Source organism: Klebsiella planticola (assembly GCF_000783935.2).
In the GTDB taxonomy this organism is placed as follows: Bacteria; Pseudomonadota; Gammaproteobacteria; order Enterobacterales; family Enterobacteriaceae; genus Klebsiella; species Klebsiella planticola.
Window position 1 is genome coordinate 2063759 of record NZ_CP026047.1, and the last position, 25510, is coordinate 2089268.

Annotated in this window: 21 protein-coding genes and 1 pseudogene; 17 read left to right on the plus strand and 5 right to left on the minus strand. The window is 54.3% G+C overall.

The window, feature by feature from the left end; translation table 11 throughout:
- Positions 1-126: 126 nt before the first annotated feature.
- From MC50_RS09985 to MC50_RS10005, 4 genes are all read left to right on the plus strand, one after another.
- Complete coding sequence (locus MC50_RS09985; RefSeq protein WP_032689948.1) at positions 127-495, plus strand: diacylglycerol kinase; 369 nt, start codon at positions 127-129, stop codon at positions 493-495.
- A 219-nt stretch (positions 496-714) separates the two neighbouring features.
- A complete protein-coding gene (lexA, locus tag MC50_RS09995; protein WP_004856448.1) occupies positions 715-1323 on the plus strand; it encodes a transcriptional repressor LexA in 609 nt (202 codons plus the stop codon).
- A 68-nt stretch (positions 1324-1391) separates the two neighbouring features.
- On the plus strand, positions 1392-2708 hold the full coding sequence (gene dinF, locus MC50_RS10000; RefSeq protein ID WP_032697091.1) for an MATE family efflux transporter DinF: 1317 nt from the start codon (positions 1392-1394) through the stop codon (positions 2706-2708).
- Positions 2709-2834: 126 nt separating this feature from the next.
- Positions 2835-3044 (plus strand): CsbD family protein, encoded by a 210-nt coding sequence (locus tag MC50_RS10005; protein WP_004856456.1) that lies wholly within the window; start codon positions 2835-2837, stop codon positions 3042-3044.
- A 91-nt stretch (positions 3045-3135) separates the two neighbouring features.
- On the opposite strand, the gene zur is transcribed toward MC50_RS10005, so the two are convergent.
- Complete coding sequence (gene zur, locus MC50_RS10010) at positions 3136-3651, minus strand: zinc uptake transcriptional repressor Zur (protein ID WP_032689946.1); 516 nt, start codon at positions 3649-3651, stop codon at positions 3136-3138.
- 114 nt (positions 3652-3765) lie between these two features.
- On the opposite strand from zur, the gene MC50_RS10015 reads away from it, so the two are divergent.
- The 3 genes from MC50_RS10015 to pspG all read left to right on the plus strand — a co-directional run bounded on the left by MC50_RS10015 (position 3766) and on the right by pspG (position 5738).
- Entirely contained in the window at positions 3766-4254 is a 489-nt protein-coding gene (locus MC50_RS10015; protein ID WP_004856461.1) for a cupin domain-containing protein, read from the plus strand.
- Between the two features lie 102 nt (positions 4255-4356).
- Entirely contained in the window at positions 4357-5355 is a 999-nt protein-coding gene (dusA, locus tag MC50_RS10020; protein WP_032689945.1) for a tRNA dihydrouridine(20/20a) synthase DusA, read from the plus strand.
- 140 nt (positions 5356-5495) lie between these two features.
- Positions 5496-5738, plus strand: a complete 243-nt coding sequence (pspG, locus tag MC50_RS10025; RefSeq protein WP_032689944.1) for an envelope stress response protein PspG — start codon at positions 5496-5498, stop codon at positions 5736-5738.
- 230 nt (positions 5739-5968) lie between these two features.
- Here the strand turns inward: pspG and MC50_RS10030 are convergent, their stop codons facing one another.
- On the minus strand, positions 5969-6952 hold the full coding sequence (locus tag MC50_RS10030) for a quinone oxidoreductase (protein WP_032689943.1): 984 nt from the start codon (positions 6950-6952) through the stop codon (positions 5969-5971).
- 88 nt (positions 6953-7040) lie between these two features.
- Here MC50_RS10030 and dnaB point away from each other — a divergent pair, with 88 nt between their 5' ends.
- The 6 genes from dnaB (at position 7041) to MC50_RS10060 (ending at position 13040) form a co-directional block, all read left to right on the plus strand.
- Positions 7041-8456 (plus strand): replicative DNA helicase, encoded by a 1416-nt coding sequence (dnaB, locus tag MC50_RS10035; protein ID WP_004856470.1) that lies wholly within the window; start codon positions 7041-7043, stop codon positions 8454-8456.
- A 148-nt stretch (positions 8457-8604) separates the two neighbouring features.
- Positions 8605-9684, plus strand: coding sequence for an alanine racemase (gene alr, locus MC50_RS10040; protein WP_032689941.1), 1080 nt, complete (start codon positions 8605-8607; stop codon positions 9682-9684).
- 247 nt (positions 9685-9931) lie between these two features.
- Positions 9932-11125 carry an aromatic amino acid transaminase gene (tyrB, locus tag MC50_RS10045; protein WP_047663768.1) on the plus strand — a complete coding sequence of 398 codons (1194 nt, stop codon included), beginning with the start codon at positions 9932-9934 and terminating at the stop codon, positions 11123-11125.
- Positions 11126-11407: 282 nt separating this feature from the next.
- On the plus strand, positions 11408-12118 hold the full coding sequence (gene aphA / locus MC50_RS10050; RefSeq protein ID WP_032689939.1) for an acid phosphatase AphA: 711 nt from the start codon (positions 11408-11410) through the stop codon (positions 12116-12118).
- A gap of 145 nt (positions 12119-12263) precedes the next feature.
- Positions 12264-12680 (plus strand): secondary thiamine-phosphate synthase enzyme YjbQ, encoded by a 417-nt coding sequence (locus MC50_RS10055; protein WP_032689937.1) that lies wholly within the window; start codon positions 12264-12266, stop codon positions 12678-12680.
- A 3-nt stretch (positions 12681-12683) separates the two neighbouring features.
- On the plus strand, positions 12684-13040 hold the full coding sequence (locus MC50_RS10060; protein ID WP_032689936.1) for an MmcQ/YjbR family DNA-binding protein: 357 nt from the start codon (positions 12684-12686) through the stop codon (positions 13038-13040).
- Here MC50_RS10060 and uvrA read toward each other — a convergent pair whose 3' ends face one another.
- Positions 13041-15866: an excinuclease ABC subunit UvrA gene (gene uvrA / locus MC50_RS10065; protein ID WP_032689935.1), complete on the minus strand. Its 2826-nt coding sequence runs from the start codon at positions 15864-15866 to the stop codon at positions 13041-13043.
- 246 nt (positions 15867-16112) lie between these two features.
- Between uvrA and ssb1 the strand changes: the two genes are divergently transcribed.
- Positions 16113-16640, plus strand: coding sequence for a single-stranded DNA-binding protein SSB1 (ssb1, locus tag MC50_RS10075; protein WP_004856483.1), 528 nt, complete (start codon positions 16113-16115; stop codon positions 16638-16640).
- Between the two features lie 98 nt (positions 16641-16738).
- Here the strand turns inward: ssb1 and MC50_RS10080 are convergent, their stop codons facing one another.
- Positions 16739-18289, minus strand: a complete 1551-nt coding sequence (locus tag MC50_RS10080) for an MltF family protein (protein ID WP_047663770.1) — start codon at positions 18287-18289, stop codon at positions 16739-16741.
- Between the two features lie 678 nt (positions 18290-18967).
- Between MC50_RS10080 and MC50_RS10085 the strand changes: the two are divergent.
- Positions 18968-21229, plus strand: a pseudogene (locus MC50_RS10085) (TonB-dependent siderophore receptor).
- A 65-nt stretch (positions 21230-21294) separates the two neighbouring features.
- On the opposite strand, the gene MC50_RS10090 reads toward MC50_RS10085, so the two are convergent.
- Positions 21295-21648 carry a helix-turn-helix transcriptional regulator gene (locus tag MC50_RS10090; protein ID WP_032689930.1) on the minus strand — a complete coding sequence of 118 codons (354 nt, stop codon included), beginning with the start codon at positions 21646-21648 and terminating at the stop codon, positions 21295-21297.
- Positions 21649-22245: 597 nt separating this feature from the next.
- Here MC50_RS10090 and bamA point away from each other — a divergent pair.
- Both bamA and iraM read left to right on the plus strand, forming a co-directional pair.
- Positions 22246-24669, plus strand: a complete 2424-nt coding sequence (gene bamA, locus MC50_RS10095) for an outer membrane protein assembly factor BamA (RefSeq protein WP_047663771.1) — start codon at positions 22246-22248, stop codon at positions 24667-24669.
- Positions 24670-24961: 292 nt separating this feature from the next.
- Positions 24962-25312, plus strand: coding sequence for an anti-adapter protein IraM (iraM, locus tag MC50_RS10100; protein ID WP_072000053.1), 351 nt, complete (start codon positions 24962-24964; stop codon positions 25310-25312).
- The last annotated feature ends 198 nt before the right edge of the window (positions 25313-25510 follow it).

Sequence of the window (25510 nt, forward strand, 5' to 3'; positions counted from 1 at the left end):
CGATGTGAAGCCTCTGGTTAATCATGCAAATGCGCGGCAAGAATAACAGAAAGCGCGCAAAATTTCCGTTGCCACGCGGCAAACGCGTACACTCATTGACGTCATTTACATAAAAAGGTTCTTTTGATGGCCAATAATACCACTGGGTTAACCCGAATCATTAAAGCGGCAGGTTATTCCTGGAAAGGGTTCCGTGCGGCATGGATAAATGAGGCCGCATTTCGTCAAGAAGGCATCGCCGCCATTGTTGCTGTAGCGATCGCCTGCTGGCTGGACGTCGACGCCATCACGCGTGTGCTGCTGATAGGCTCGGTCCTGATAGTGATGATAGTCGAAATTCTTAATAGCGCGATTGAGGCGGTGGTGGACCGTATTGGCCCGGAACATCATGAGCTGTCCGGTCGGGCGAAAGATATGGGGTCTGCGGCGGTGCTGCTGGCCATTGCGATCGCGCTGATCACCTGGGCGCTCTTACTGTGGGCTCGCTATCACTGAGCGGCCACGTGGTGAGATATTCCGCTTTGCGATGTCTTCCCGGCGATCGGGCGAACCCGATGAGCTTTTGCCCGGCCGGCGACAATCACCCCTGGCGCCATGGGCTATCGGGGACGCAAAATGGAAAGAATCTCCTGATTTTTGTGTGAAATTTGATTCCAAAATCACCGTTAGCTGTATATACTCACAGCATAACTGTATATACACCCAGGGGGCGGGATGAAAGCGTTAACGACCAGGCAGCAAGAGGTGTTTGATCTCATTCGGGATCACATCAGCCAGACGGGCATGCCGCCGACGCGTGCGGAAATTGCTCAGCGCTTGGGGTTCCGTTCCCCAAACGCGGCGGAAGAACACCTGAAAGCGCTGGCGCGTAAGGGCGCGATCGAGATTATCTCCGGCGCCTCCCGGGGGATTCGCCTGCTGACGGAAGAAGAACCAGGTCTACCGTTGATTGGACGCGTGGCGGCCGGTGAGCCGCTGCTGGCTCAGCAGCATATCGAAGGCCACTTCCAGGTCGATCCGGCGATGTTCAAGCCGAATGCCGACTTTTTGCTGCGGGTTAGCGGTATGTCAATGAAAGATATCGGTATTCTCGATGGCGATCTGCTGGCGGTCCATAAAACTCAGGATGTACGCAACGGCCAGGTTGTCGTGGCGCGTATTGACGAAGAGGTCACCGTTAAGCGTCTTAAAAAGCAGGGCAACATCGTCGAACTCCTGCCAGAAAACAGCGAATTTTCCCCTATCGTGGTGAATCTACGCGAGCAAAATTTCACTATTGAAGGGCTGGCCGTTGGCGTGATTCGTAACGGTGAGTGGCTGTAACACCTTCCCCACGCAGCATCGTCTGATGCATGATGCTGCGCTGTCTCCTCCCGGTCAGGCTCTTTCTCATGTTCTTTAACGCCGCTGATAAGGCCCTGTGGCGCCTGGCGCTACCCATGATTTTCTCCAATATCACCGTTCCGCTGCTGGGACTGGTGGATACCGCCGTGATTGGTCATCTCGACAGCCCGGTTTACCTCGGCGGTGTCGCGGTCGGCGCGACGGCCACCAGTTTTCTCTTTATGCTGCTGCTTTTCCTGCGGATGAGTACCACCGGACTGACGGCACAGGCCTTTGGCGCAAAAGATCCTCTCCGCCTGGCGCGGGCGCTGGTGCAGCCGCTGGGGCTGGCAACAGGTGCCGGCCTGCTGATTGTGCTTTTCCGAACCCCGCTTATCGATCTGGCGTTGCATATTGTTGGCGGCAATGAAGCGGTGCTGGAGCAGGCGCGGCGCTTTCTCGACATCCGCTGGCTGAGCGCGCCGGCATCGCTGGCAAACCTGGTGCTGCTCGGTTGGCTGTTGGGCGTACAGTATGCCCGGGCGCCGGTGATTTTGCTGATTGTCGGCAACCTGCTGAATATCGTGCTCGATCTGTGGCTGGTGATGGGCCTGCATCTGAACGTGCAGGGTGCCGCGCTGGCGACGGTCACCGCCGAATATGTCACCTTTATCATCGGGCTGCTGATGGCAAGACGCGTGCTGGCGCTACGCGGTGTGTCATTTGCCCTGCTCAAGCGCGCGTGGCGCGGAGATATGCGCCGCTTGCTGGCGCTCAATCGCGATATCATGCTGCGCTCTCTGCTGCTTCAGCTCTGCTTTGGTGCGGTGACCGTTTTCGGCGCTCGTCTTGGCGGCGAGATCGTTGCCGTCAACGCGCTCCTGATGACCATGTTGACCTTTACCGCCTATGCCCTGGATGGTTTTGCTTATGCCGTGGAAGCGCACTCCGGGCAGGCTTACGGCGCGCGTGACGGTAGCCAGCTGCTTGAGGTCTGGCGAGCGGCCTGCCGTCAGTCGGGAATGGTGGCGCTGGCCTTTGCGGCGACCTATGCCGTGGCGGGACAGCAGATTGTCGCCCTGTTGACCTCGCTGCCCTCGCTTCAGCTGCTTGCCGATCGCTACCTGATCTGGCAGATCGTGCTGCCGGTGATTGGCGTGTGGTGTTATTTGCTGGATGGCATGTTCATCGGCGCGACGCGCGGGGCTGAGATGCGCAACAGCATGGCGGTGGCGGCGGCGGGGTTTGCCCTGACGCTACTGACGCTACCGGTCCTCGGCAACCACGCGCTATGGCTGGCGCTGGCGGTTTTCCTCGCGCTGCGCGGTCTGTCGCTGGCGGTCATCTGGCGGCGACACTGGCGGCGTGGCACCTGGTTTTCGTAGTGATTTTTGATATGTAATTGGTTAAAGATTCCGAATAATAAATTCAACTCAGAATTCTTATCTATAGTTAATACTATGTCCGGCACACAGCGGGCTGTTAACTCACCGAACGATGAGGATTGAATTATGAACAAAGACGAAATCGGCGGTAACTGGAAACAGTTGAAAGGTAAAGCGAAAGAGAAATGGGGCAAGCTGACCGATGACGATATGACCGTCATTGAGGGTAAGCGTGACCAGCTGGTCGGTAAAATCCAGGAGCGTTATGGATACGCCAAAGATCAGGCGGAGAAAGAAGTGTCTGACTGGGAACGAAAAAACGATCACCGCTGGTAGCGGTGAGTGTTAACGAATTAACCCTTTGTTATTGCCTGCCTGATGGTACACGGAGGTACCGGCAACCTCGATTCCCGCTGCGGCGATAGCCTCAGCGGGCTTTCTTTTTAATCTGAATGGTATGGTCGTGATGGCAGTGTCCCGGGGTGCTACAGGCTTCGACCTCGACACAACCTGCGCACAGGCCGTGCGCCTCAATCACATTGTGGCGTAGCGCAAAACCCATTCTCGCCGCCAGCGTATGCATGATGTCTTCAACGCCTTCGGCACACTCTTCCGTGACCACGCCGCAGCGGTCGCAGATAAACATGGCTGAGCTATGGGTCGGCTGATCGAAAAGATGGCACAGTACGTAGCTGTTGGTCGATTCCACCTTGTGCACGAACCCCTGTTCCAGCAGAAACTCCAGCGCCCGGTAGACCGTCGGCGGTTTTGCCTGCGGCTCTTTCTCACGCAGCAGGTCGAGCAGATCATACGCGCTAATCGCCCCTTGCTGGAGGCTCATCAAACGCAACACTTCCAGGCGCTGCGGAGTCAGGCGCACGCCGCGCTGTGCGCAGAGCTTTTCAGCATGCGCTAACATTTCTTGCGAAGTGGTCTTATTCATGAGCATCCTCTGGTTGCGTGAGTCTGAAGTTGTTACTTTATCACGATCCAGGCAAAACGCCGAGAACCGGCGGCTTGTGCTATACCTGATGCATCTCATTTTCGGGAGAAAACGATGAAAAGACCTGATTGCATTCGACATTGGCGCGAACTGGAAGGTCCAGATGATGCCACTTATCCCAATAACCCGGAGCGTTTTTCCATCGGCGCGCCGCTGGCACGGGGGTTAAGGCTCAACCGGCTGGGTATTCATCATGAACGTTTGCCCCCGGGCCGCCGCACCTCTTATCCCCACGCTGAAAGTGATGAGGAGGAGTTTATCTATGTGCTGGATGGCTACCCTGAAGTCTGGATTAACGGCTATCTGTGGAAGCTTGAGCCGGGCGACAGCGTCGGTTTTCCGGCCGGAACCGGAGTGTGTCACACTTTTTTGAATAATACCGACCAGGAAGTTCGCTTATTAGTGGTGGGGGAGTCGAACAAGAAATTTAACCGCATCTACTATCCGCTGAACCCGGAATATGCCGCCACGCGTCAGGATCGCTGGGTCGATCATCCGCCGCAATTTTTCGGCCCGCACGATGGTAAACCGCGCAGGCGCTAGTCTGTCCGGCAGAGGCACAGCACCCGTCGCGCTGCTATGCCTCTGTGATTTATCTTTGTGCTATAGTAGCGCCCCTTTTTACCCGGATGCCTGTTTATCGCCATGATGCCAGAATCAACATCTCACGCTTTTGCCGCCCATCGTTTTTCCATCGCGCCGATGCTCGACTGGACAGACCGGCACTGTCGCTATTTCCTGCGCCTGCTGTCGCGCCATACGCTGCTGTATACCGAAATGGTGACGACCGGAGCGATTATTCATGGCAAAGGCGACTATCTGGCCTATAGCGAAGAAGAGCATCCGCTGGCTCTGCAGCTGGGCGGCAGCGATCCTGCTGCGCTCGCCCAGTGTGCGAAACTGGCGGAGGCGCGCGGTTACGATGAGATCAACCTCAACGTCGGCTGTCCGTCCGACCGCGTGCAAAACGGGATGTTCGGCGCCTGCCTGATGGGCAATGCGCAGCTGGTAGCTGACTGTATCAAAGCGATGCGCGACGTGGTGTCCATCCCGGTAACGGTAAAAACCCGTATCGGCATCGATGACCAGGATAGCTATGAATTTCTGTGTGATTTCATCAATACCGTCTCCGGAAACGGTGAGTGCGAGATGTTTATCATCCACGCTCGCAAAGCCTGGCTCTCCGGCCTGAGCCCAAAAGAAAATCGTGAAATTCCACCGCTGGATTATCCGCGCGTTTATCAGCTGAAACGCGACTTCCCACACCTGACGATGGCGATCAACGGCGGAATTAAGTCGCTGGAAGAGGCGAAATTGCATCTGCAGCATATGGACGGCGTGATGGTGGGGCGCGAGGCCTATCAGAACCCGGGGCTCCTGACCTCGGTCGACAGGGAGATCTTTGCGGTAGAGGGGGCTGATAGCGACCCGGTCGCCGTGGTGCGCGCGATGTACCCGTATATCGAGCGTGAGCTGTCCAACGGCACCTATCTGGGCCATATCACGCGCCATATGCTGGGCCTGTTTCAGGGTATCCCAGGCGCGCGGCAGTGGCGTCGCTATCTGAGTGAAAATGCGCACAAGGCGGGGGCGGATATTAACGTGCTGGAACATGCGCTGAAGCTGGTTGCCGATAAGCGTTAATGTTGCGCTAAAATTTAGTCAAATACGCCACGCTCTGATTTAATCGTCAGGGCGTTTTTCTTTAAATTCAATGTATTAAGTTTGGCACGTTTCTTGTAATACCTGGAGAGTCATTCGATTATTTCTTTGGGGAGAAGACGATGCTGGAACTCTTATTTGTCATTGGATTTTTTGTCATGTTGCTGGTCACCGGCGTGTCGATTCTGGGGATTCTTGCCGCGATTGTCGTTGCCACGGTGCTGATGTTCGTCGGCGGGCTGTTTGCGATGATGATTAAGCTGCTGCCGTGGTTGCTGTTAGCCATTGCGGTCGTGTGGGTGATTCGGTCGATAAATACGCCAAAAACGACAGACTACCGCAGTAACAACCGCTGGCGTTATTAAGGGAGTGAGCGGTCGGTCACAACCTGAAGAATTTTGCATAGAACAGCGTAGGTTTTGCTTATTAAATCTGTCACTATTAGCGCGTTAACGAATTCATCGCGCTGTACCCTACATACAGCCGAACTAAAAAAAGTAAGGGCTTCCCAGGTGGAAGCCCTAAACTTTTCTGCTCTCCCGTCATACTTCAGGCTACAGAAGCGTTGGCAGCGTTAATCTTGCCTGGGCACCCGTTACGGCAGCAGCAGGCTTGAGCCTTCAGTGGCACGGCTCTCCAGTACTTCATGCGCGCGTCGGGCATCGGTCAGGGCATATTTCTGGCTCTCCGCCACGTCAACGTTAATCGCGCCGCTGGCAATCAACGAAAACAGTTCGCCGCTGGCTTCCGCCAGCTCCTGACGGTTGGTGATATAGCCTTGCAGTGAAGGGCGGGTGACGTACAGCGATCCTTTCTGGTTGAGGATCCCCAGGTTGACGCCGGTGACCGGGCCGGAAGAGTTACCGAAGCTGACCATCAGCCCCCGGCGCTGCAGGCAATCAAGCGACGCTTCCCAGGTATCTTTGCCCACGGAATCATAGACCACGTGGACTTTTTTCCCTTCGGTTATCTCTTTCAAGCGTTCAACGATATTCTCTTCGCGATAGTTGATGACCTGCCAGGCGCCGGCCTGCTTTGCCCGCTGCGCTTTTTGCGCGCTGCCGACGGTACCGATCAACTTAGCGCCCAGCGCCTTCGCCCACTGGCAGGCAATCAGCCCGACGCCACCGGCCGCCGCATGAAACAGGAACGGTTCACCGGGCTTGATTTGGTAAGTTTTTCGCAGCAGGTAATAGACCGTCAGCCCTTTCAGGAACGATGCGGCAGCCTGTTCAAAGGAGATAGCGTCCGGCAAAAGAGCGGCCTTATCGGCAACCACGTTATGGACTGAACTGTAGGCGCCCAGCGCTGACTGAGCGTAGACGACGCGGTCGCCAGCTTTAATGTGCTGCACGCTGCGCCCGACTTTCGTCACCACGCCCGCGGCTTCGGTTCCCAGGCCGCTTGGCAGAGACGGCGGCGGGTAGAGGCCGCTGCGAATATAGGTGTCGATATAGTTAATGCCGATGGCCTTATTCTCTACCTGGATCTCGTTTTCTAGCGGATCCGCAGGGGTAAATTCTACGGCCTTGAGTACATCCGGCCCACCGTGTTGATGAAATTCTATTCGTGTTGCCATGATTATCTCCAGTTTCATTTGGGTGGGTCAAAACAGAGACCTGTGCTAATATTTCGACCCCATCTCTATCCCGGTATCTGTATTCAATATGGCAGGAAATAAACCCTTCAACAAACCGCAGACTGAACCCCGTGAGCGCGATCCGCAGGTCGCCGGGTTAAAAGTCCCGCCGCACTCGATTGAAGCGGAACAGTCGGTGTTGGGCGGTTTAATGCTGGACAACGAACGCTGGGACGACGTCGCCGAGCGCGTTGTGGCGGAAGATTTTTATACGCGTCCGCACCGCCATATCTTTGTGGAAATGGCCCGTCTGCAGGAGACGGGTAGCCCGATCGACTTGATCACGCTGGCGGAATCGCTGGAGCGTCAGGGGCAGCTGGACAGCGTTGGCGGATTCGCGTATCTGGCGGAACTCTCAAAAAATACGCCAAGTGCGGCGAACATCAGCGCCTATGCGGATATCGTACGTGAACGCGCCGTTGTCCGTGAGATGATCTCGGTGGCCAATGAAATCGCCGAGGCGGGTTTCGACCCGCAGGGGCGTACCAGCGAAGATCTGCTCGACCTGGCCGAATCCCGGGTATTCAAGATTGCGGAAAGCCGTGCCAACAAAGATGAAGGCCCGAAAAATATCGCCGACGTCCTCGATGCGACCGTTGCGCGTATCGAGCAGCTGTTCCAGCAGCCGCATGACGGCGTCACCGGGGTCAATACCGGCTATGACGATCTGAACAAAAAGACCGCCGGCCTGCAGCCGTCGGATCTGATTATTGTCGCCGCGCGTCCATCGATGGGTAAGACCACATTTGCAATGAACCTCGTCGAAAATGCGGCGATGTTGCAGGATAAGCCGGTGCTTATCTTCAGCCTTGAGATGCCATCAGAACAGATTATGATGCGTTCTCTGGCCTCGCTGTCGCGCGTCGACCAAACCCGTATCCGTACCGGCCAGCTGGACGATGAAGACTGGGCGCGCATTTCCGGCACCATGGGTATCCTGCTGGAAAAACGCAATATCTATATCGATGACTCCTCCGGCCTGACGCCGACGGAAGTGCGCTCCCGCGCGCGGCGTATCGCCCGCGAGCACGGCGGTATCGGTCTTATCATGATCGACTACCTGCAGCTGATGCGCGTACCGTCGCTTTCCGATAATCGTACGTTGGAAATTGCGGAAATTTCCCGTTCGTTAAAAGCGCTGGCGAAAGAGCTTCAGGTACCGGTGGTGGCGCTGTCGCAGCTTAACCGCTCGCTGGAACAACGTGCCGATAAGCGCCCGGTCAACTCCGACCTGCGTGAATCTGGCTCCATTGAGCAGGACGCCGACTTGATCATGTTTATCTATCGTGACGAGGTCTATCACGAGAACAGTGATTTAAAAGGCATCGCGGAAATTATTATTGGTAAACAGCGTAACGGACCCATCGGTACGGTACGTCTGACCTTTAACGGGCAGTGGTCGCGCTTTGATAATTATGCGGGGCCGCAGTACGACGACGAATAAATCCTCGTCATCCTTTGATTCACCGCTGCGTTGGCTGCTCGCGGTCACTTAGTGTACTTAGCTCCCGGTGATTCCCTGGCTTAGCGCCTTGCGGTGACTCAAATGATTGAGTGGATTCGGCTTATTTTATTTAAGGCAAGGAATGTAAATGCAAGCGGCAACTGTTGTGATTAACCGCCGCGCTCTGCGACACAACCTGCAACGTCTGCGTGAACTGGCGCCTGCCAGTAAACTGGTTGCAGTGGTGAAAGCGAACGCTTACGGACACGGTCTTCTCGAGACCGCGCGAACGCTCCCTGATGCCGATGCCTTTGGCGTCGCCCGTCTCGAAGAAGCCCTGCGCCTGCGCGCTGGCGGTATCACGAAACCGATCCTGCTGCTGGAGGGTTTCTTTGATGCGGCCGATCTGCCGGTTATTTCCGCGCAGCAACTGCATACGGCGGTACACAGCCCGGAGCAGCTGGAAGCGCTGGAGCAGGCTGAGCTGCCTGAGCCTGTCACCGTCTGGATGAAACTGGACACCGGAATGCATCGCCTGGGCGTGCTGCCGGAACAGGCGGACGCCTTCTGGCAGCGCCTGAGCCAGTGTAAAAACGTGCGCCAGCCGGTCAATATCGTCAGCCACTTCGCGCGGGCGGATGAGCCTGAATGCGGCGCCACCGAACGCCAGCTGGATATTTTTACCACCTTCAGTGAAGGCAAGCCTGGCCTGCGTTCCATCGCGGCATCGGGCGGAATTTTGCTGTGGCCGCAGTCGCATTTTGACTGGGTTCGCCCGGGCATCATCCTGTACGGCGTATCTCCGCTGGATTACCCCTCCACCGGCGCAGATTTCGGTTGTCAGCCGGTGATGTCGCTGACGTCGAGCCTGATTGCCGTACGCGAACATAAAGCGGGCGAGCCGGTAGGCTATGGCGGTACCTGGGTCAGCGAGCGAGACACCCGGCTAGGCGTGGTGGCGATGGGCTACGGCGACGGCTATCCGCGCGCGGCGCCCAGCGGTACGCCGGTGCTGGTTAACGGCCGGGAAGTGCCGATTGTTGGTCGTGTCGCGATGGATATGATTTGCGTCGATCTTGGGCCTGAGGCGCAGGATAAATCCGGCGACCCGGTGGTGCTCTGGGGGGAAGACCTGCCCGTCGAGCGTATTGCCGCACTGACGAATGTGAGTGCTTACGAACTTATTACGCGGCTGACGTCGCGGGTCGCCATGCAGTACGTGGATTAAGCGCGGTTTTTCCGTTGCTGTGCGACAAGACAACCCCGGTGGCGCGATGCTTGCCGGGGCTATGGTTACACTGCCAGGCCCGGCGAAGGCGTTTACGCCGCGAGCCGGGATATTCCCTGAGGGCAAGCGGGACAGGTGCGATCTTCGCCGACTTTCCGCCAACTATCCGCCAACATCCTCTCGATCTTCTCCTGCTTCCGGTTTATTGTGTTACGACCTGCCTCTCGTAAACCCGGAGAAACATCACGTGTTTCAAAAAGTTGACGCCTACGCTGGCGATCCTATTCTCTCCTTGATGGAGCGTTTCAAAGAAGATCCGCGTAGTGACAAAGTAAACCTTAGCATCGGCCTCTATTACAACGAAGACGGGATTATCCCGCAGCTACAGGCGGTTGCTGAAGCGGAAGCGCGTCTTAACGCTCAGCCGCACGGCGCCTCGTTGTATCTCCCGATGGAAGGGCTGAATGCTTATCGCAACGCGATTGCCCCGCTGTTGTTCGGTGCAGAACACCCGGTGCTGGTGCAAAAGCGCGTCGCCTCTATTCAGACGCTGGGCGGTTCCGGCGCATTGAAAGTGGGCGCCGATTTTCTGAAACGCTACTTCCCGGGTTCTCGCGTTTGGGTCAGTGACCCGACCTGGGAGAACCACATCGCCATATTTGAAGGTGCTGGCTTCGAAGTAAGTACTTACCCTTGGTTTGATAACGAGACCAACGGCGTGCGTTTTGATGCGCTGCTGGCGAAACTGCAGACGCTGCCTGAACGCGACATTGTGCTGCTGCATCCGTGCTGCCATAACCCGACGGGCGCCGATCTGAATCCTGCCCAGTGGGATCAAATCACCGAGGTACTGAAAGCGCGCAACCTGATTCCGTTCCTTGATATCGCCTATCAGGGCTTTGGGGCGGGAATGGATGATGATGCTTACGCGATTCGCGCGATCGCCCGCGCCGGCATACCGATGCTGGTCAGCAACTCCTTCTCGAAAATTTTCTCACTGTACGGTGAGCGCGTGGGCGGCCTGTCGATCGTTTGCGAAGACACCGAAACCGCAAACCGTGTGCTGGGGCAACTGAAGGCGACCGTCCGTCGCAATTACTCCAGCCCGCCGAACTTTGGCGCTCAGGTTGTCGCGACCGTATTGAATGATGCGCAGCTGAAAGCCAGCTGGCTGGCGGAAGTGGAAGAGATGCGTACGCGTATTCTGGCGATGCGTCAGGAGCTGGTGAACGTTCTGAAAGACGCGGTACCGGGCGTCAATTTTGACTACCTGCTCAAACAGCGTGGGATGTTCAGCTACACCGGCCTGAGTGCGGCGCAGGTTGATCGTCTGCGTGAAGAGTTTGGCGTGTATCTGATTTCCAGCGGCCGGATGTGCGTGGCGGGTCTCAATTCACGCAACGTCCAGCGCGTCGCGCAGGCGTTTTCTGCCGTTATTTAATTCCCTGCGAATATCATGTCCTTTCCCGTTTGCGGGAAAGGACTATTCCCTTCCGAAGTGTGATCATTCTCTTTTTCTATGACATCTGAGCAGAAAATTCTTTTCATCGGCGAGGGCCGGAGTTAAGGTCATGGTCCAGTAATAAGCAGCCACATTATTGAAAATTATAACGATTCGACGACTTATACGCACCGTCATCCGCGCCGTATCGCGGCGGTTGCCCCAGGCGCCTTGCGGCCAGCAAAGCGGCAGTTGGCAGGATGACGCTTAAAAGGGATAACTATGCGCAAGATAACTTTGGCCTTTAGCGCCTTCTGTTTACTTTTCACGTTAAATCACTCAGCAATCGCCCTGGAGTCTTCTCCGTCACTAAATCCGGGTACCAACGTCGCCAGACTGGCTGAGCAGGCGCCTGTTCACTGGGTTTCCGTCGCACAGATTGAAAACAGCCTGTTGGGTCGTCAGCCGTTTGCCGTAGGTTTTGATATCGATGACACCGTGCTATTTTCCAGCCCGGGCTTCTGGCGCGGCCAAAAGACCTTCTCTCCCGGCAGCGATGCTTACCTGAAAAACCCGGAATTCTGGGAAAAAATGAATAACGGCTGGGACGAATTCAGCATGCCTAAAGAGGTGGCGCGTCAGCTGATTGCAATGCATGTGAAGCGCGGCGATAGCATTTATTTTGTCACCGGACGCAGCCAGACCAAAACGGAAACGGTCTCGAAAACGCTGCAGGATGATTTCCTGATCCCGGCGGCAAACATGAATCCGGTCATTTTTGCCGGTGACAAGCCGGGGCAGAATACGAAAGTCCAGTGGCTGAAAGAGAAGAATATTAAGGTCTTCTACGGCGATTCCGATAACGACATCTCTGCCGCGCATGATGCCGGGGCTCGCGGCATTCGCGTACTGCGCGCGTCAAACTCGTCATATAAACCTCTGCCGATGGCCGGAGCGCTGGGTGAAGAAGTGATCGTCAATTCCGAATACTAATTTCACCTTCTGTGGAAATGAGTCAGAAGCGAAAGCGGCAGCCTCCGGGCTGCCGCTTTTTTGTACGAAAAAGCGTGTAGGGAGGTTTTACCTTTTCGCTTATTGCTGCACACTTAGAAAGATTCATTCGCAACAGGGGTCGTTTATGTGGCATCAACAAACGCTGACGTTAGGCGCAAAATCTCGCGGTTTTCATCTGGTCACCGACGAGATCCTGGGACAGCTCCACGCGCTGTCGCGCGTCAAAGTCGGGATGTTGCATCTGCTGCTCCAGCACACTTCCGCTTCCCTGACGCTTAACGAAAACTGCGATCCAACCGTCCGTTACGATATGGAGCAGTATTTTCTCAACGCGGTGCCGGATAATGCGCCGTATGAACATGATTATGAAGGTCCTGATGATATGCCGTCGCATATCAAGTCGTCGATGCTTGGCGTCTCCCTGCTGCTGCCGGTGCAGGACGGGCGCGTCAGGCTGGGGACCTGGCAAGGAATCTGGTTAGGGGAACATCGTATTCACGGCGGTTCGCGGCATATCGTTGCGACGCTCACGGGGGAATAACAGATGACAATTTCGGAGTTATTGCTGTACTGCATGGCAAAACCGGGCGCAGAGCAAAGCGTGCACAGCGACTGGAAGGCCACGCAGATTAAAGTGGCGGACGTGCTCTTTGCATTGGTGAAAGAAGTGGAAGATAAGCGGCCAGCCGTGTCGCTGAAAGCCAGTCCGGAGCTTGCCGAACTGCTGCGGGAACAGCATGTGGATATCCGCCCCAGCAGACATCTGAATAAAGCCCACTGGAGTACGGTCTTTCTTGATGGATCCTTGCCGGATTCGCAGATTTACTACCTGGTGGATGCTTCCTACCAGCAGGCGGTACGGCTGCTGTCGGAACCGACCCGACAGCAGCTTTCCCGGTGATTAGCTCAGCAAGGGTTTGAGGAAGCGTGCGGTGTGCGAGGCTTCGCACTCTGCAACGGTCTCTGGCGTACCGGAGACGAGGATTTCACCGCCGCCGCTGCCGCCTTCCGGCCCAAGGTCAACGATCCAGTCCGCAGTTTTGATGACATCCAGGTTGTGCTCAATGACCACGATGGTGTTGCCCTGATCGCGCAGCTGATGCAGAACGTCCAGCAGCTGCTGGATATCGGCGAAGTGCAGCCCCGTCGTCGGCTCATCGAGAATATAGAGCGTCTGGCCGGTACCGCGTTTTGACAGCTCGCGCGCCAGCTTCACGCGCTGGGCCTCACCGCCGGACAGCGTCGTAGCGGACTGGCCGAGACGAATATAGGTCAGGCCGACGTCCATCAGCGTTTGTAGCTTACGCGCCAGCGCCGGCACGGCATCAAAGAACTCACGCGCTTCTTCAATGGTCATATCCAGCACTTCATGAATGGTCTTGCCTTTGTACTTAATCTCCAGCGTTTCGCGGTTATAGCGCTTGCCTTTGCACTGGTCGCACGGCACATAAATATCCGGCAAGAAGTGCATTTCGACTTTAATCACGCCATCACCCTGACAGGCTTCGCAGCGGCCGCCGCGGACGTTAAAGCTGAAGCGCCCTGGCGTATAGCCACGTGAGCGCGATTCCGGCACGCCGGCAAACAGTTCGCGTACCGGTGTGAAAACGCCGGTATAGGTTGCCGGGTTTGAACGCGGCGTACGGCCAATCGGGCTCTGGTCGATATCGATGACCTTATCGAAGTGTTCCAGCCCCTGCACATCGCGATATGGCGCAGGTTCGGCGATGGTGGCGCCGTTGAGCTGACGCTGGGCAATCGGGAACAGCGTATCGTTAATCAGCGTGGATTTACCTGAACCGGAGACCCCGGTGATACAGGTAAACAGGCCGACCGGCAGCGTCAGCGTCACATCCTTCAGGTTGTTGCCGCGCGCACCGGTGAGCCTGAGCACTTTTTCCGCGTCGGCAGGCACGCGCTGCTTCGGTACTTCAATCTTGCGTTTGCCGCTCATGTACTGCCCGGTCAGGGATTCAGGCACCGCCATGATCGCCTCCAGCGTCCCTTCAGCCACCACCTGGCCGCCGTGTACCCCGGCGCCAGGACCGATGTCGATCACGTGGTCGGCGGCGCGGATGGCGTCTTCATCATGCTCGACGACAATCACCGTATTGCCCAGATTGCGCAGATGAACCAGCGTGCCGAGCAGACGTTCGTTATCGCGCTGATGCAGACCGATGGACGGCTCATCCAGCACGTACATCACGCCGACCAGTCCGGCACCAATCTGGCTTGCCAGACGAATACGCTGGGCTTCACCGCCGGAGAGGGTTTCTGCCGAACGGGAGAGCGTCAGGTAGTTCAGGCCGACGTTGACGAGGAATTTCAGGCGATCGCCAATCTCTTTCAGCACTTTTTCCGCAATTTGCGCCCGCTGGCCGGACAGCTTCAGATTGGTGAAGAAATCCATCGCGTGGCCAATGCTCATGTCAGAGATGGTTGGCAGCGGCGTATTTTCGACAAATACGTGGCGGGCTTCGCGGCGCAGACGGGTACCGTCACAGCTGGCGCACGGACGATTGCTGATAAACTTCGCCAGCTCTTCGCGCACCGCGCTGGATTCCGTCTCTTTGTAGCGGCGTTCCATATTGTGCAGCACGCCTTCGAACGGGTGACGGCGCACTGAAGTATCGCCACGGTCGTTCATGTATTTGAATTCAATATTCTCTTTGCCTGAGCCGTACAAAATGACCTTCTGCACGTCGGCGTTCAGGGTGCCCCACGGCGCCTCGATATCGAACTGATAATGCTCCGCCAGCGACTTCAGCATCTGGAAGTAGTAGAAGTTGCGGCGATCCCAGCCGCGAATGGCGCCGCCCGCCAGCGACAGCTCCGTATTCTGGATGACCCTGTCGGGATCGAAGTACTGCTGAACGCCCAGACCGTCACAGGTCGGGCAGGCGCCTGCCGGGTTGTTGAACGAAAACAGGCGAGGCTCCAGCTCACGCATGCTGTAGCCGCAAATCGGACAGGCGAAATTGGCGGAGAACAGCAGCTCTTCCGCTTTTTCATCGTCCATATTGGCGACAACGGCGGTACCGCCGGAAAGATCCAGAGCGGTTTCAAAGGATTCGGCCAGACGCTGGGACAGATCGTCACGCACCTTGAAGCGATCGATCACCACCTCAATGGTGTGTTTCTTTTGCAGTTCCAGCTTCGGCGGATCGGAAAGATCGCAGACCTCGCCGTCGATCCTCGCGCGGATATAGCCCTGGCTGGCCAGGTTCTCCAGCGTTTTGGTGTGCTCGCCTTTACGTTCTTTAATGATCGGCGCCAGCAGCATCAGGCGCTGACCTTCCGGTTGTGAGAGCACGTTGTCGACCATCTGGCTGACGGTCTGTGCGGCCAGAGGAACATCATGGTCCGGGCAGCGCGGCTCGCCGACGCGCGCGTACAGCAGGCGCAGATAGTCGTGAATTTCGGTAATGGTCCCAACCGTAGAGCGAGGGTTATGGGACGTTGATTTCTGTTCAATGGAAATCGCCGGCGACAGTCCTTCGATATGATCGACGTCCGGCTTCTCCATTAGCGACAGGAACTGGCGCGCATAGGCAGAGAGTGATTCAACGTAGCGACGTTGCCCTTCGGCATACAGTGTGTCGAAAGCCAATGAGGATTTGCCTGACCCTGACAGCCCGGTGACGACAATCAGTTTGTCGCGTGGGATGACGAGGTTGATGTTTTTGAGATTATGGGTGCGGGCGCCCCGAACTTCGATCTTATCCATTCACCTTTCCCGGTAGATACGCGGATTGCCTGGTTTGTTAGAAGGACAAACGGCAGAAACGGCTAATTATGACACAATTTAACCTGTTTGAATATACAGTATTGGAATGCATTTTCGCGTGGGGTATGCAAAAATGGCGTACCGCGAGAGTTATCTGGAACATACTTCCCAGCTATCAACATAGCGCCTGGAAATGGTACACTCGCGCGTTTACACTATTAAGAAACGCATTCAGGAGACACAAACATGGCCAGCAGAGGCGTAAACAAGGTGATTCTCGTCGGTAATCTGGGCCAGGACCCGGAAGTACGCTACATGCCGAGTGGTGGCGCAGTTGCCAACATTACGCTGGCTACTTCCGAATCCTGGCGTGATAAAGCGACCGGTGAGATGAAAGAGCAGACTGAATGGCACCGCGTTGTGCTGTTCGGCAAACTGGCGGAAGTGGCCGGCGAGTATCTGCGTAAAGGTTCTCAGGTCTACATTGAAGGCCAGCTGCGTACCCGTAAATGGACTGACCAGTCTGGTCAGGAAAAATACACCACCGAGATCGTGGTTAACGTTGGCGGCACGATGCAAATGCTCGGCGGTCGTCAGCAGGGCGCGGGCGCTCCGGCAGGCGGCGGTCAGCAGCAGGGCGGTTGGGGTCAGCCTCAGCAGCCGCAGGGCGGCAACCAGTTTAGCGGCGGCGCGCAGTCTCGCCCGCAGCAGCAGGCACCGGCAGCACCTTCTAACGAACCGCCGATGGATTTCGATGACGATATCCCGTTCTAAGATCATCCTTAGACACTGTCGTTAAAGCAGAAGAAAAAGCCCCGTTTTCGGGGCTTTTTTATATCTGCTCTCTCCGCGTATCCAGCGATGATACTGCCTCACGGCGTAGCGGGAGCGGCCTGTTCCCCGGCGGGCGTTGCCGGGCTGTTCGACTGGGTGGTGGCTTTTTGTTTGCGCGCCATTTCATCGACAATTAGCCGATAGGCAATGTAGTACTTATAGATATTGCTGACGTAGGTGACGGTCTCGGAACCGATCTTCTCAGCGGCCAGATACTCCACATTGCCAAACCAGATATCAGGGTTAAAACCGCGCTTGCTGGTTTCTGTCCGCAGGCGGGCGATACGGGCGGGCCCGGCGTTATAGGACGCGAAGGAAAAGAGCGCTTTGTCGAGCCGGGTCATCGGCTCATCGCCATAGTAATGGTCGATCATCCAGCGCATATATTTCACCCCGGCATGGATATTCGGATCCAGCTTGCTGATATCTCCGACCTTCAGCTCTTTGCCCGTCCGCGGCATCACCTGCATAACGCCGATGGCGCCCACGTGGCTACGAACCGACTGATTGAGGCGTGATTCCTGATAACCCTGGGCCGCCATTAACAGCCAGTCAACGTCATACCGAGCGCCGTATTTACGGAAGATATCCACCATCGCCAGAAATTTTCGCCGTTCCTTCTGCGCGGCGGCATTTTTGACATACTTCGCGTTCTTCAGATAGCGCAACAGGATGGTATTTCCCAGCTTACTGCCCTGGCCGTTAGCCTTCACAAAGCGGTTTAGCGAGGCGAGAAGCTGCGGACTGTTCTTACGTACCGCCCAGCCGATGCTGGCATCTTTACGCAGGACAATATCCTGATGGACTTCAATTTTGGGGAAAACTTGTTTCCAGAATAGCGCTTTATGACGATCGACGACGGTCAACGGAATAAGGCCGGCGCTGAGCATTTCTATCAGGTCCTCATCTTCGAGTGATTCCGGAGCGGCTTCGATAATAACCGGCGGACGAGATTCTTTCGCAAAATGCGCATTCAGGGCGACCAGGCTTTGGTAATAGCTTGATGACTGGCGAACAAATACCTCTTTGCCAGAAAGTTGTTCCAGGTTGGCGACTTCCGGTGAACCAGGACCGGAGAGCAGAAGCTCCTGAACATTGGAATAGAGCGGTATCGTGAAGTCAGCCTGCTGCTGACGATCCTCGGTAACCGTAAGATTTGCGGCGACGATATCTCCTTTGCCGGCAACGAGTGCGCTGAAGAGCTGGTCGCGGGCCACCGGGACGAAAACTATCCGTACCTTCAGATGGCGATGTTTGAGCTTTTTCTCCTTCATCAACTGTTGATTAAGGTTGCGTTCGTACTCAATGAAGATGTCATGCGTTGCCCCGCGCTGGGTACCTTTGTCGATAAAGAAAAAGGTCTTGCTGTAGGTGGTTAAGACTCTGATGACGCGTCTGTCGAGCATACCGGGGAGATCGCCTTGCCAGGGCTTCTGCATCTCTTGCGTATTGAGTTCCAGCGCCTGTCGTTTTTCCTGAGGCGGAGGTTGCTTTTCCCCGACTGCCGCATAAACGGAACCGGCAAACAGCAGGGCAACAAGGCAGGCAAAGCTGGCGATAGCGGGTCGTTGAAATGAGAGGATGTTCATGGAGAGAAGCTCCGCAGGTGCATCCCTATATTTTAGTCAACTCTGGGGGGGTTAGCCTGTTCGTTTGCCCGCCTGCGCGGGGAAACATCGCCGGTTGTGTCAGAGGCGAGAGCCACTTTTTGTGCTGCCAAAAGAGAGGCTATCTGCCTCGATTCTGGCAGGCATATTGCCGGGCTAACCAGGCTCTCTGTTTTGGGGCATTCATTTTATTGTGATAAAGGAATGAGCGGCCACAAATGATTATGGAGATAATATGATTGAATAATGTTTTTTTTATGTTGTTGTAAGTGTTGGTATTAATTATTTGAGTGACTTGAGAATATTATTTGTTATTTATCCCGTTGTTTTATTTGTTGTATTTTAATCTGTTTCCGCTATTTTACATTATCAACTTGATAATGAATCTCATTTCTAATAACGTGATAACGCACAATAATCATCTCTAAGGCTGATCGAAAAACGCTATCTAAGAATAGTGCTGACGCGTATTTTTCATTTTTGACAGGGTGAGACTTTATATTTTGGCCACAGGCTATTTATATCCCGTTCATTTTCCGGGAGGGCCTTGCTATGCCAAAACCAGGCACTAAGTTGTTCGCATGGAAATGATTGCCGCTGTTTATCTAAGGATGAAGGAGGCGCGCCCCGACAGCAAAAAAAGAAAACAGGGCATACTCCATGAAACGAAACTCACACTACTCGCTGGCCGCGCTGATTCATCTGGCTATCTGGGGCGCGGCGCTACCCGCGCAGGCCGCCGACATCAGCAAACCGGAAGAGGCAAAGGACGCCGATACCGCTGCGGCCAAAACCGAAGAGACGATGGTAGTGACTGCTGCCAGACAGACCTTACAGGCGCCGGGCGTATCAACGCTCACGGCTGACGAAATTCGCAAACATCCGCCGGCACGCGATATCTCAGAACTGATTCGCACTCAGCCGGGGGTGAACCTGACTGGCAACTCGACCAGCGGCCAGCGCGGGAATAACCGGCAAATTGATATCCGCGGTATGGGGCCAGAGAATACGCTGATTCTGATCGATGGAAAGCCGGTGACCAGTCGCAATTCGGTACGCTATGGCTGGCGCGGCGATCGCGATACGCGTGGCGACACCGGTTGGGTTCCTGCGGAGATGATCGACCACATTGATGTGATTCGCGGCCCTGCGGCGGCGCGCTATGGCAACGGCGCAATGGGTGGCGTCGTGAATATCATCACTAAGCCTGTGAATAACGAATGGCACGGCTCCTGGAATACCTACATGAACGCGCCGCAGCACCGAAAAGAGGGGGCGACGAAGCGGACGAACTTCAGCCTTGAGGGGCCGATGTCGGACAGCGTGAGTTTTAATTTATGGGGCAACCTGAGTAAAACCCAGGCTGATGCCCAGGATATTAACGCCGGCCACGAGGCGGAGCGGACCGGCAGCTATGCCGGATCTTATCCGGCCGGGCGTGAAGGGGTGGTGAACAAAGATATCCACGGTAAGCTGCGCTGGGAATTTGCTCCCATGCAGGCGCTGGAGTTTGAAACTGGCTATAGCCGCCAGGGCAACCTCTACGCTGGCGATACCCAGAACACCAATACCAGTACGCTCGTGAAAAGCATGTATGGTAAAGAGACCAACCGAATTTACCGTCAGACCTACGGCCTGACCTGGACCGGAGGCTGGGACAACGGTGTCACCAGCAACAGCTATGCGCAGTATGAACATACCCGTAACTCCCGTATGAATGAAGGTCTGGCCGGCGGGACCGAGGGCATCTTCTCCAGCAGCGAATTCTCGGATATCGATCTGGCGGACGTTCTGCTGCACAGCGAGGTCAATATCCCGTTTACGCTGGGCGTTGAGCAGAACCTGACGTTGGGCACCGAATGGAATCAGCAGCGGATGAAAGATGGCGTGTCGACCACCCAGGCACTCTCTTACGGCTCGATTGACGGTATTTCGACCTCCGGCCGAACGCCTTACAGCAGCGCCGAAATTTTCTCGCTGTTTACCGAAGATAATATCGCGCTAACCGATAGTACGATGCTGACGCCGGCCCTGCGTTTTGACCATCACAGCATCGTCGGTAATAACTGGAGTCCGTCGCTGAACCTGTCGCAGGGACTGAGCGACGACTGGACCCTGAAGCTAGGCATTGCCCGCGCCTATAAAGCGCCGAACCTCTATCAGCTCAACCCCAACTATATTCTCTACAGTAACGGCCAGGGGTGCTACGCCAGCAGTTCGGCCTGTTATCTGATGGGAAATAGCGACCTGAAGGCGGAAACCAGCGTTAACAAAGAGATTGGTCTGGAATACAAGCACGAAGGCTATCAGGCGGGGATAACCTGGTTCCGTAACGACTACCGCAATAAAATTGAGTCCGGGTATTCAGCTGTCGGTACGGCAAGCAATGGAACCACGAATATTTATCAGTGGGAGAACGTCCCCAAAGCGCTGGTGGAGGGGCTGGAAGGTTCGCTTAACCTGCCGGTGAGTGAAACGGTCAACTGGAGTAATAACCTGACCTGGATGTTGCAAAGTAAGAACAAGACGACCGGCGATCGCCTGTCGGTGATTCCGCAGTTTACCCTTAACTCTACGCTCGGCTGGCAGGTCCGCGACGATCTCTCGTTGCAAAGCACCTTTACCTGGTACGGGCGGCAGAAACCTAAGCGTTTCAATTACAAAGGCGAGGCGGTATCCGGTAGTGAGCTGAACGAAGTGAGTCCGTACAGCATCGTCGGGCTGAGCGCGACCTGGGATGTGAACAAAAATCTGAGCTTGACCAGCGGTGTGGATAATCTCTTTGATATACGCCACTACCGTGCTGGAAATGCCTAAACGACCGGGAACGCGACCACCGGCGCCTATTTATACGGTGCCGGTGCGGAGACCTATAATGAGTCAGGGCGGACCTTCTATGTCAGCGTAAATACCCATTTCTGATCCTGTTCTGCCTGGCCGGGAGCATAAGTCTGTTCCCGGCCTTTTATTTTTAACTCCAGGAAGGATTATCCGGATTGTTCATTAATACGCTGGCGAAACTGCGTGGGGGTGAGAGAATAATACCTCTTAAATGTCCGGTTAAATGCACTGATATCTTCATATCCGGCCATAATGCAAATATCGACGATACGGAAAGCCGGTTGCATCTGTAATAAATCACGACATAGCGACATACGCTGTTGCCTGATATATTCCATCGGCGACATATTAAAATGATGACGGAACAGACGAAAGAGGTGCCACTCGGAATACCCGGAAAACACGCTGAGTGCATTGACCGTGAGTTTTTTCTCGAGGTTGTTTTTTATCCAGCGTACCAGTTCGTTGAGAACGGACTGCTGGATCTCATTTCTACGCATGATTCATGCTCATTCCAGGACCGGGCCTCTCCATCGCGTGGCGGGAGGGCTGCAGGCGGCCAGGTAAATGCCTCACCCTCCATGGTAAGGCGCCACTACTTTACTTTTGCGATATAACGCTTGATGTGCTTTGATGTTCCCATAAGCCTCTCATACTCTATTCTGCTATTTTGAGGAAAAGATGAAGAATTCATACAAATTAACGCCCGGAACCCTTGCGGGTATTACGGGGCGTTACTGCATAATTTATTCAATATCTCTTCATTTTAAGTTCGGTATTTCAGGGTAAATTGCCGGTGTTCCTGGTTTATCCCAGAGAGCATCATTCCTGACAAGATCATTCCCCCTTTCACCCCATTAGAAAGGGGGCTTTTTGTTTTATACCTTAAAGTCATTGTGCGCTTTCATTCGGTTGCTAGGTTGCTGCTCAGACTGAATTATTAGAACGAAGTTCCGTTAAATTTTATTTTTTTCTCCAGCCAATAACATCCATTTTTTCTCCATTGTTTCGCCATAATGAAGTGTAATTCTGCGCGTTGCTTACGCAAATCCCAGCAGAATTCTGCTATCGCCAAATATCTCTTAGACGAAACGTCCATGCTAAAGAAAACAAATATCATTGCCGGGTTATTAATTTCTCCCTTAACGCTTTATGCATCAACAACGTACAAAATTGATGATATTCGCTTTGAGGGGTTGCAGCGTGTTACCGTAGGGGCCGCGCTATTAAGCATGCCGATCCATACCGGAGAACGGGTGTCTAATGATGATATTAGCGAGTCGCTACGCGCTTTATATGCCAGCGGTAACTTTGAAAATGTCCAGATCCTGCGCGATGGAACGACGCTGGTGGTACAGCTTAAAGAGCGGCCGACCATCGCCAAATTAAGTTTTTCGGGGAATAAAGCGGTGAAAGATGACGCCCTGAAAGACAATCTGGCGGCCAGCGGCGTCGAAGAAGGGAGCGCGTTAGATCGTAATGCCCTCAGTGAAATAGAAAAAGGATTACAGGATTTCTATTATAGCGTCGGGAAATACAGTGCGCAGGTCCATGCTGTGGTCACGCCGCTACCGCGAAACCGCGTCGATTTAAAGTTTGTTTTTCAGGAAGGGATCGCCGCGACGATTGCCCAGATTAATATTATCGGCAATAAAGCCTTCCGCGAGGAAACTCTGCTGGACCAGCTGCAGCTGCGTGACCATGTTCCATGGTGGAACGTGATTGGCGACAAGAAATATCAGAAACAAAAAATGGAAGCCGACCTGGAAACCCTGCGTAGTTATTACCTCGATCGTGGCTATGCGCGCTTTACCATTAACTCCAGTCAGGTCAGCATCACGCCGGATAAAAAGTCGCTGTATCTGACGGTCAATCTCTCTGAAGGCGATCGCTATAAAGTCACCAGCACGCTGGTGAGCGGCGAGATGGCCGGGCATGCGCAAGAGACAGAAGCGCTGGCGCAGTCTCTGTCGGGCAAATGGTACAGCGGAGCCGACATTACCGCCGTTGAAAACAGCATCAAAAAACGCTTTGGTAAATATGGCTATGCCTGGCCCCAGGTGAATACCCGTACGGAAATCGATGAGACCAACAAAAGTGTGACCCTGCATATCAATGTTGATGCCGGACGTCGGTATTCCGTGCGCCAGATCCGGTTTACCGGGAATGATACTTCGCGTGACGCCGTCTTGCGTCGTGAAATGCGGCAAATGGAGGGGGCGTGGCTCAACGACGAAAAAGTACAGCAAGGGAAAGAGCGGCTGGATCGTACGGGCTTTTTTGAAACGGTGGATAAAGAAATCACCCCGGTTGCCGGGAGCCAGGATCAGGTCGACGTGGTGTATAAAGTGAAAGAACGTAACACCGGTTCGTTTAACGTGGGCCTGGGATTCGGGACAGACAGCGGCATCAGCTATCAGCTTGGCGTCACTCAGGATAACTGGCTAGGCACCGGCAACAGCGTGAGTTTTAACGGCACCCGTAACAGCTACCAGTCCTATGTTGAACTGGGCGCAACCGATCCCTATTTTACCGTTGATGGCGTCAGCCTCGGCGGGAAAATTTTCTACAACAGCTACGATGCTGCCGATGCAGATGCCGGGAGCTATAACCAGCAAAGCTACGGGCTGGGGAGCAATCTTGGTTTCCCGATTAGTGAGAATAACTCACTGAATGTGGGCATTGATTACGTCCATAACTACCTGACGAACATGGATCCGGAGCTGACGACGTGGAATTACCTTAATTCGCGAGGGATTTATCCGAACGTGGTCACCAAAGATGGCGACAGCGGGGCGACGTATAGCGCCAACGACGTTTTCGCCAGTCTCGGCTGGAGCTATAACAATCTCGACCGCGGGTTTTTCCCTCGTTCCGGGAATAAAAGCAGCCTGAGCGGTAAAGTGACCGTGCCGGGATCAGACAACAGCTATTACAAACTCACCCTGGATACCACGCAATATCTCCCTCTGAATGAAGGGAAAAGCTGGGTCTGGATGGAGCATCTGAAAGCAGGTTATGCCGGCGGCCTGAACGGGAATTCGGTTCCGTTTTACGATAACTTCTATGCCGGAGGGTCGTCGTCAGTGCGGGGGTTCTCTTCCAATACGATTGGTCCAAAAGCGGCCTATTATCGCTGTAACGGGACTGAAAGCAGCTACAGTAACTGCCCGGTTGAAAGCTCTTCGGATGCGGTGGGCGGCAACGCCATGGCGGTACTGAATAGTGAATTTATTATTCCGACGCCGTTTATTAATGATAAATATGCCGACAGTTTACGCACCTCGCTGTTCGTCGATGCGGGGACGGTATGGAGTACATCATGGCAAAATAGCGCTCAGACGCAGGCCGCCGGGATCCCTGACTACGGCGATCCGCTGCATATTCGTATGTCGGCAGGGATTGCGGTGCAGTGGATGTCGCCGCTGGGGCCGCTGGTCTTTTCCTGGGCCGAACCATTTAAAAAATATGATGGCGATAAAGCGGAGCAGTTTCAGTTTAATATTGGCAAAACCTGGTAAATTATTCATCAATAACGCGATGGGTTGATGACAATCCGTCGCGTCCTCTTTAACTGTAGTCGGCACATCAATCATCCGCGTATTGTAAATTTATACCCGGCGTAATGTAGAATTATGTCGCTATATTTTCATGTCTACGTATTTTATATTACTCCGCTACTAACTGTTTATCAATTTACTGGCAGAATATCGTGATTTTACCTCACAATATCGAGGAGAGGGCTTGCGGATAATTATAATCTTTGCTATGACTAGCTATGTGGCTGTTTCTCATAAAGCACAAGGACGCGACATGAAATGGATAATTCAGAACACAATTATTTGCCCACATTCCGGTGTGGCATTTTCAAGTATATCGAGATTGCGCTTTTTAAAATTTATTATATGGTATGAAGCCGATATCCTGTTACTTCCCGGAGAATCCATGAAACTGTATTCCTCGAAGGTATTAGTTAATGGAAAATATCATTATATTAAGGTCTACAATATGTCAACCTACAGCCATGAGCAATGGGAAATCCTAAGGGAAAGACCATCCTGCCCCTATGATTTCGGGGCCACGACGATAGAGGGTTGCTGTTATCAGCCACATTGTGCGATTAAACGTTGCCCTGGCAATTTCAAGCACCATGCGCTGTGTTAACGAAGTTGGCGCTAACTATTGGTATTTTCACAAATAAAATAGGGGGTATTTGTTGACATAAATACCCACGAGTCATGTTTTATCTTTAATATTTTGATAATGAATCGATCTTCTTTTCTGATCCCCGTAAAGAACGGCGGTAGAATCTCATCGAATTTATCAGGGAGCGCTGTGGAATTTGAGCGAATGTTCGTGTCG

Bases quoted from the DNA above. Each gene is read 5' to 3' on its own strand.
- aphA (WP_032689939.1), top strand. From the start codon at position 11,408: ATGCGCAAGATAACTTTGGCCTTTAGCGCCTTCTGTTTACTTTTCACG.
- zur (WP_032689946.1), bottom strand. From the start codon at position 3,651: ATGAATAAGACCACTTCGCAAGAAATGTTAGCGCATGCTGAAAAGCTC.
- lexA (WP_004856448.1), top strand. From the start codon at position 715: ATGAAAGCGTTAACGACCAGGCAGCAAGAGGTGTTTGATCTCATTCGG.
- MC50_RS10005 (WP_004856456.1), top strand. From the start codon at position 2,835: ATGAACAAAGACGAAATCGGCGGTAACTGGAAACAGTTGAAAGGTAAA.
- bamA (WP_047663771.1), top strand. From the start codon at position 22,246: ATGCTAAAGAAAACAAATATCATTGCCGGGTTATTAATTTCTCCCTTA.
- MC50_RS10060 (WP_032689936.1), top strand. From the start codon at position 12,684: ATGACAATTTCGGAGTTATTGCTGTACTGCATGGCAAAACCGGGCGCA.
- dnaB (WP_004856470.1), top strand. From the start codon at position 7,041: ATGGCAGGAAATAAACCCTTCAACAAACCGCAGACTGAACCCCGTGAG.
- MC50_RS10015 (WP_004856461.1), top strand. From the start codon at position 3,766: ATGAAAAGACCTGATTGCATTCGACATTGGCGCGAACTGGAAGGTCCA.
- MC50_RS10090 (WP_032689930.1), bottom strand. From the start codon at position 21,648: ATGCGTAGAAATGAGATCCAGCAGTCCGTTCTCAACGAACTGGTACGC.
- dinF (WP_032697091.1), top strand. From the start codon at position 1,392: ATGTTCTTTAACGCCGCTGATAAGGCCCTGTGGCGCCTGGCGCTACCC.
- MC50_RS10080 (WP_047663770.1), bottom strand. From the start codon at position 18,289: ATGAACATCCTCTCATTTCAACGACCCGCTATCGCCAGCTTTGCCTGC.
- alr (WP_032689941.1), top strand. From the start codon at position 8,605: ATGCAAGCGGCAACTGTTGTGATTAACCGCCGCGCTCTGCGACACAAC.
- MC50_RS10030 (WP_032689943.1), bottom strand. From the start codon at position 6,952: ATGGCAACACGAATAGAATTTCATCAACACGGTGGGCCGGATGTACTC.
- dusA (WP_032689945.1), top strand. From the start codon at position 4,357: ATGATGCCAGAATCAACATCTCACGCTTTTGCCGCCCATCGTTTTTCC.
- MC50_RS09985 (WP_032689948.1), top strand. From the start codon at position 127: ATGGCCAATAATACCACTGGGTTAACCCGAATCATTAAAGCGGCAGGT.
- iraM (WP_072000053.1), top strand. From the start codon at position 24,962: ATGAAATGGATAATTCAGAACACAATTATTTGCCCACATTCCGGTGTG.
- MC50_RS10055 (WP_032689937.1), top strand. From the start codon at position 12,264: ATGTGGCATCAACAAACGCTGACGTTAGGCGCAAAATCTCGCGGTTTT.
- pspG (WP_032689944.1), top strand. From the start codon at position 5,496: ATGCTGGAACTCTTATTTGTCATTGGATTTTTTGTCATGTTGCTGGTC.
- uvrA (WP_032689935.1), bottom strand. From the start codon at position 15,866: ATGGATAAGATCGAAGTTCGGGGCGCCCGCACCCATAATCTCAAAAAC.
- ssb1 (WP_004856483.1), top strand. From the start codon at position 16,113: ATGGCCAGCAGAGGCGTAAACAAGGTGATTCTCGTCGGTAATCTGGGC.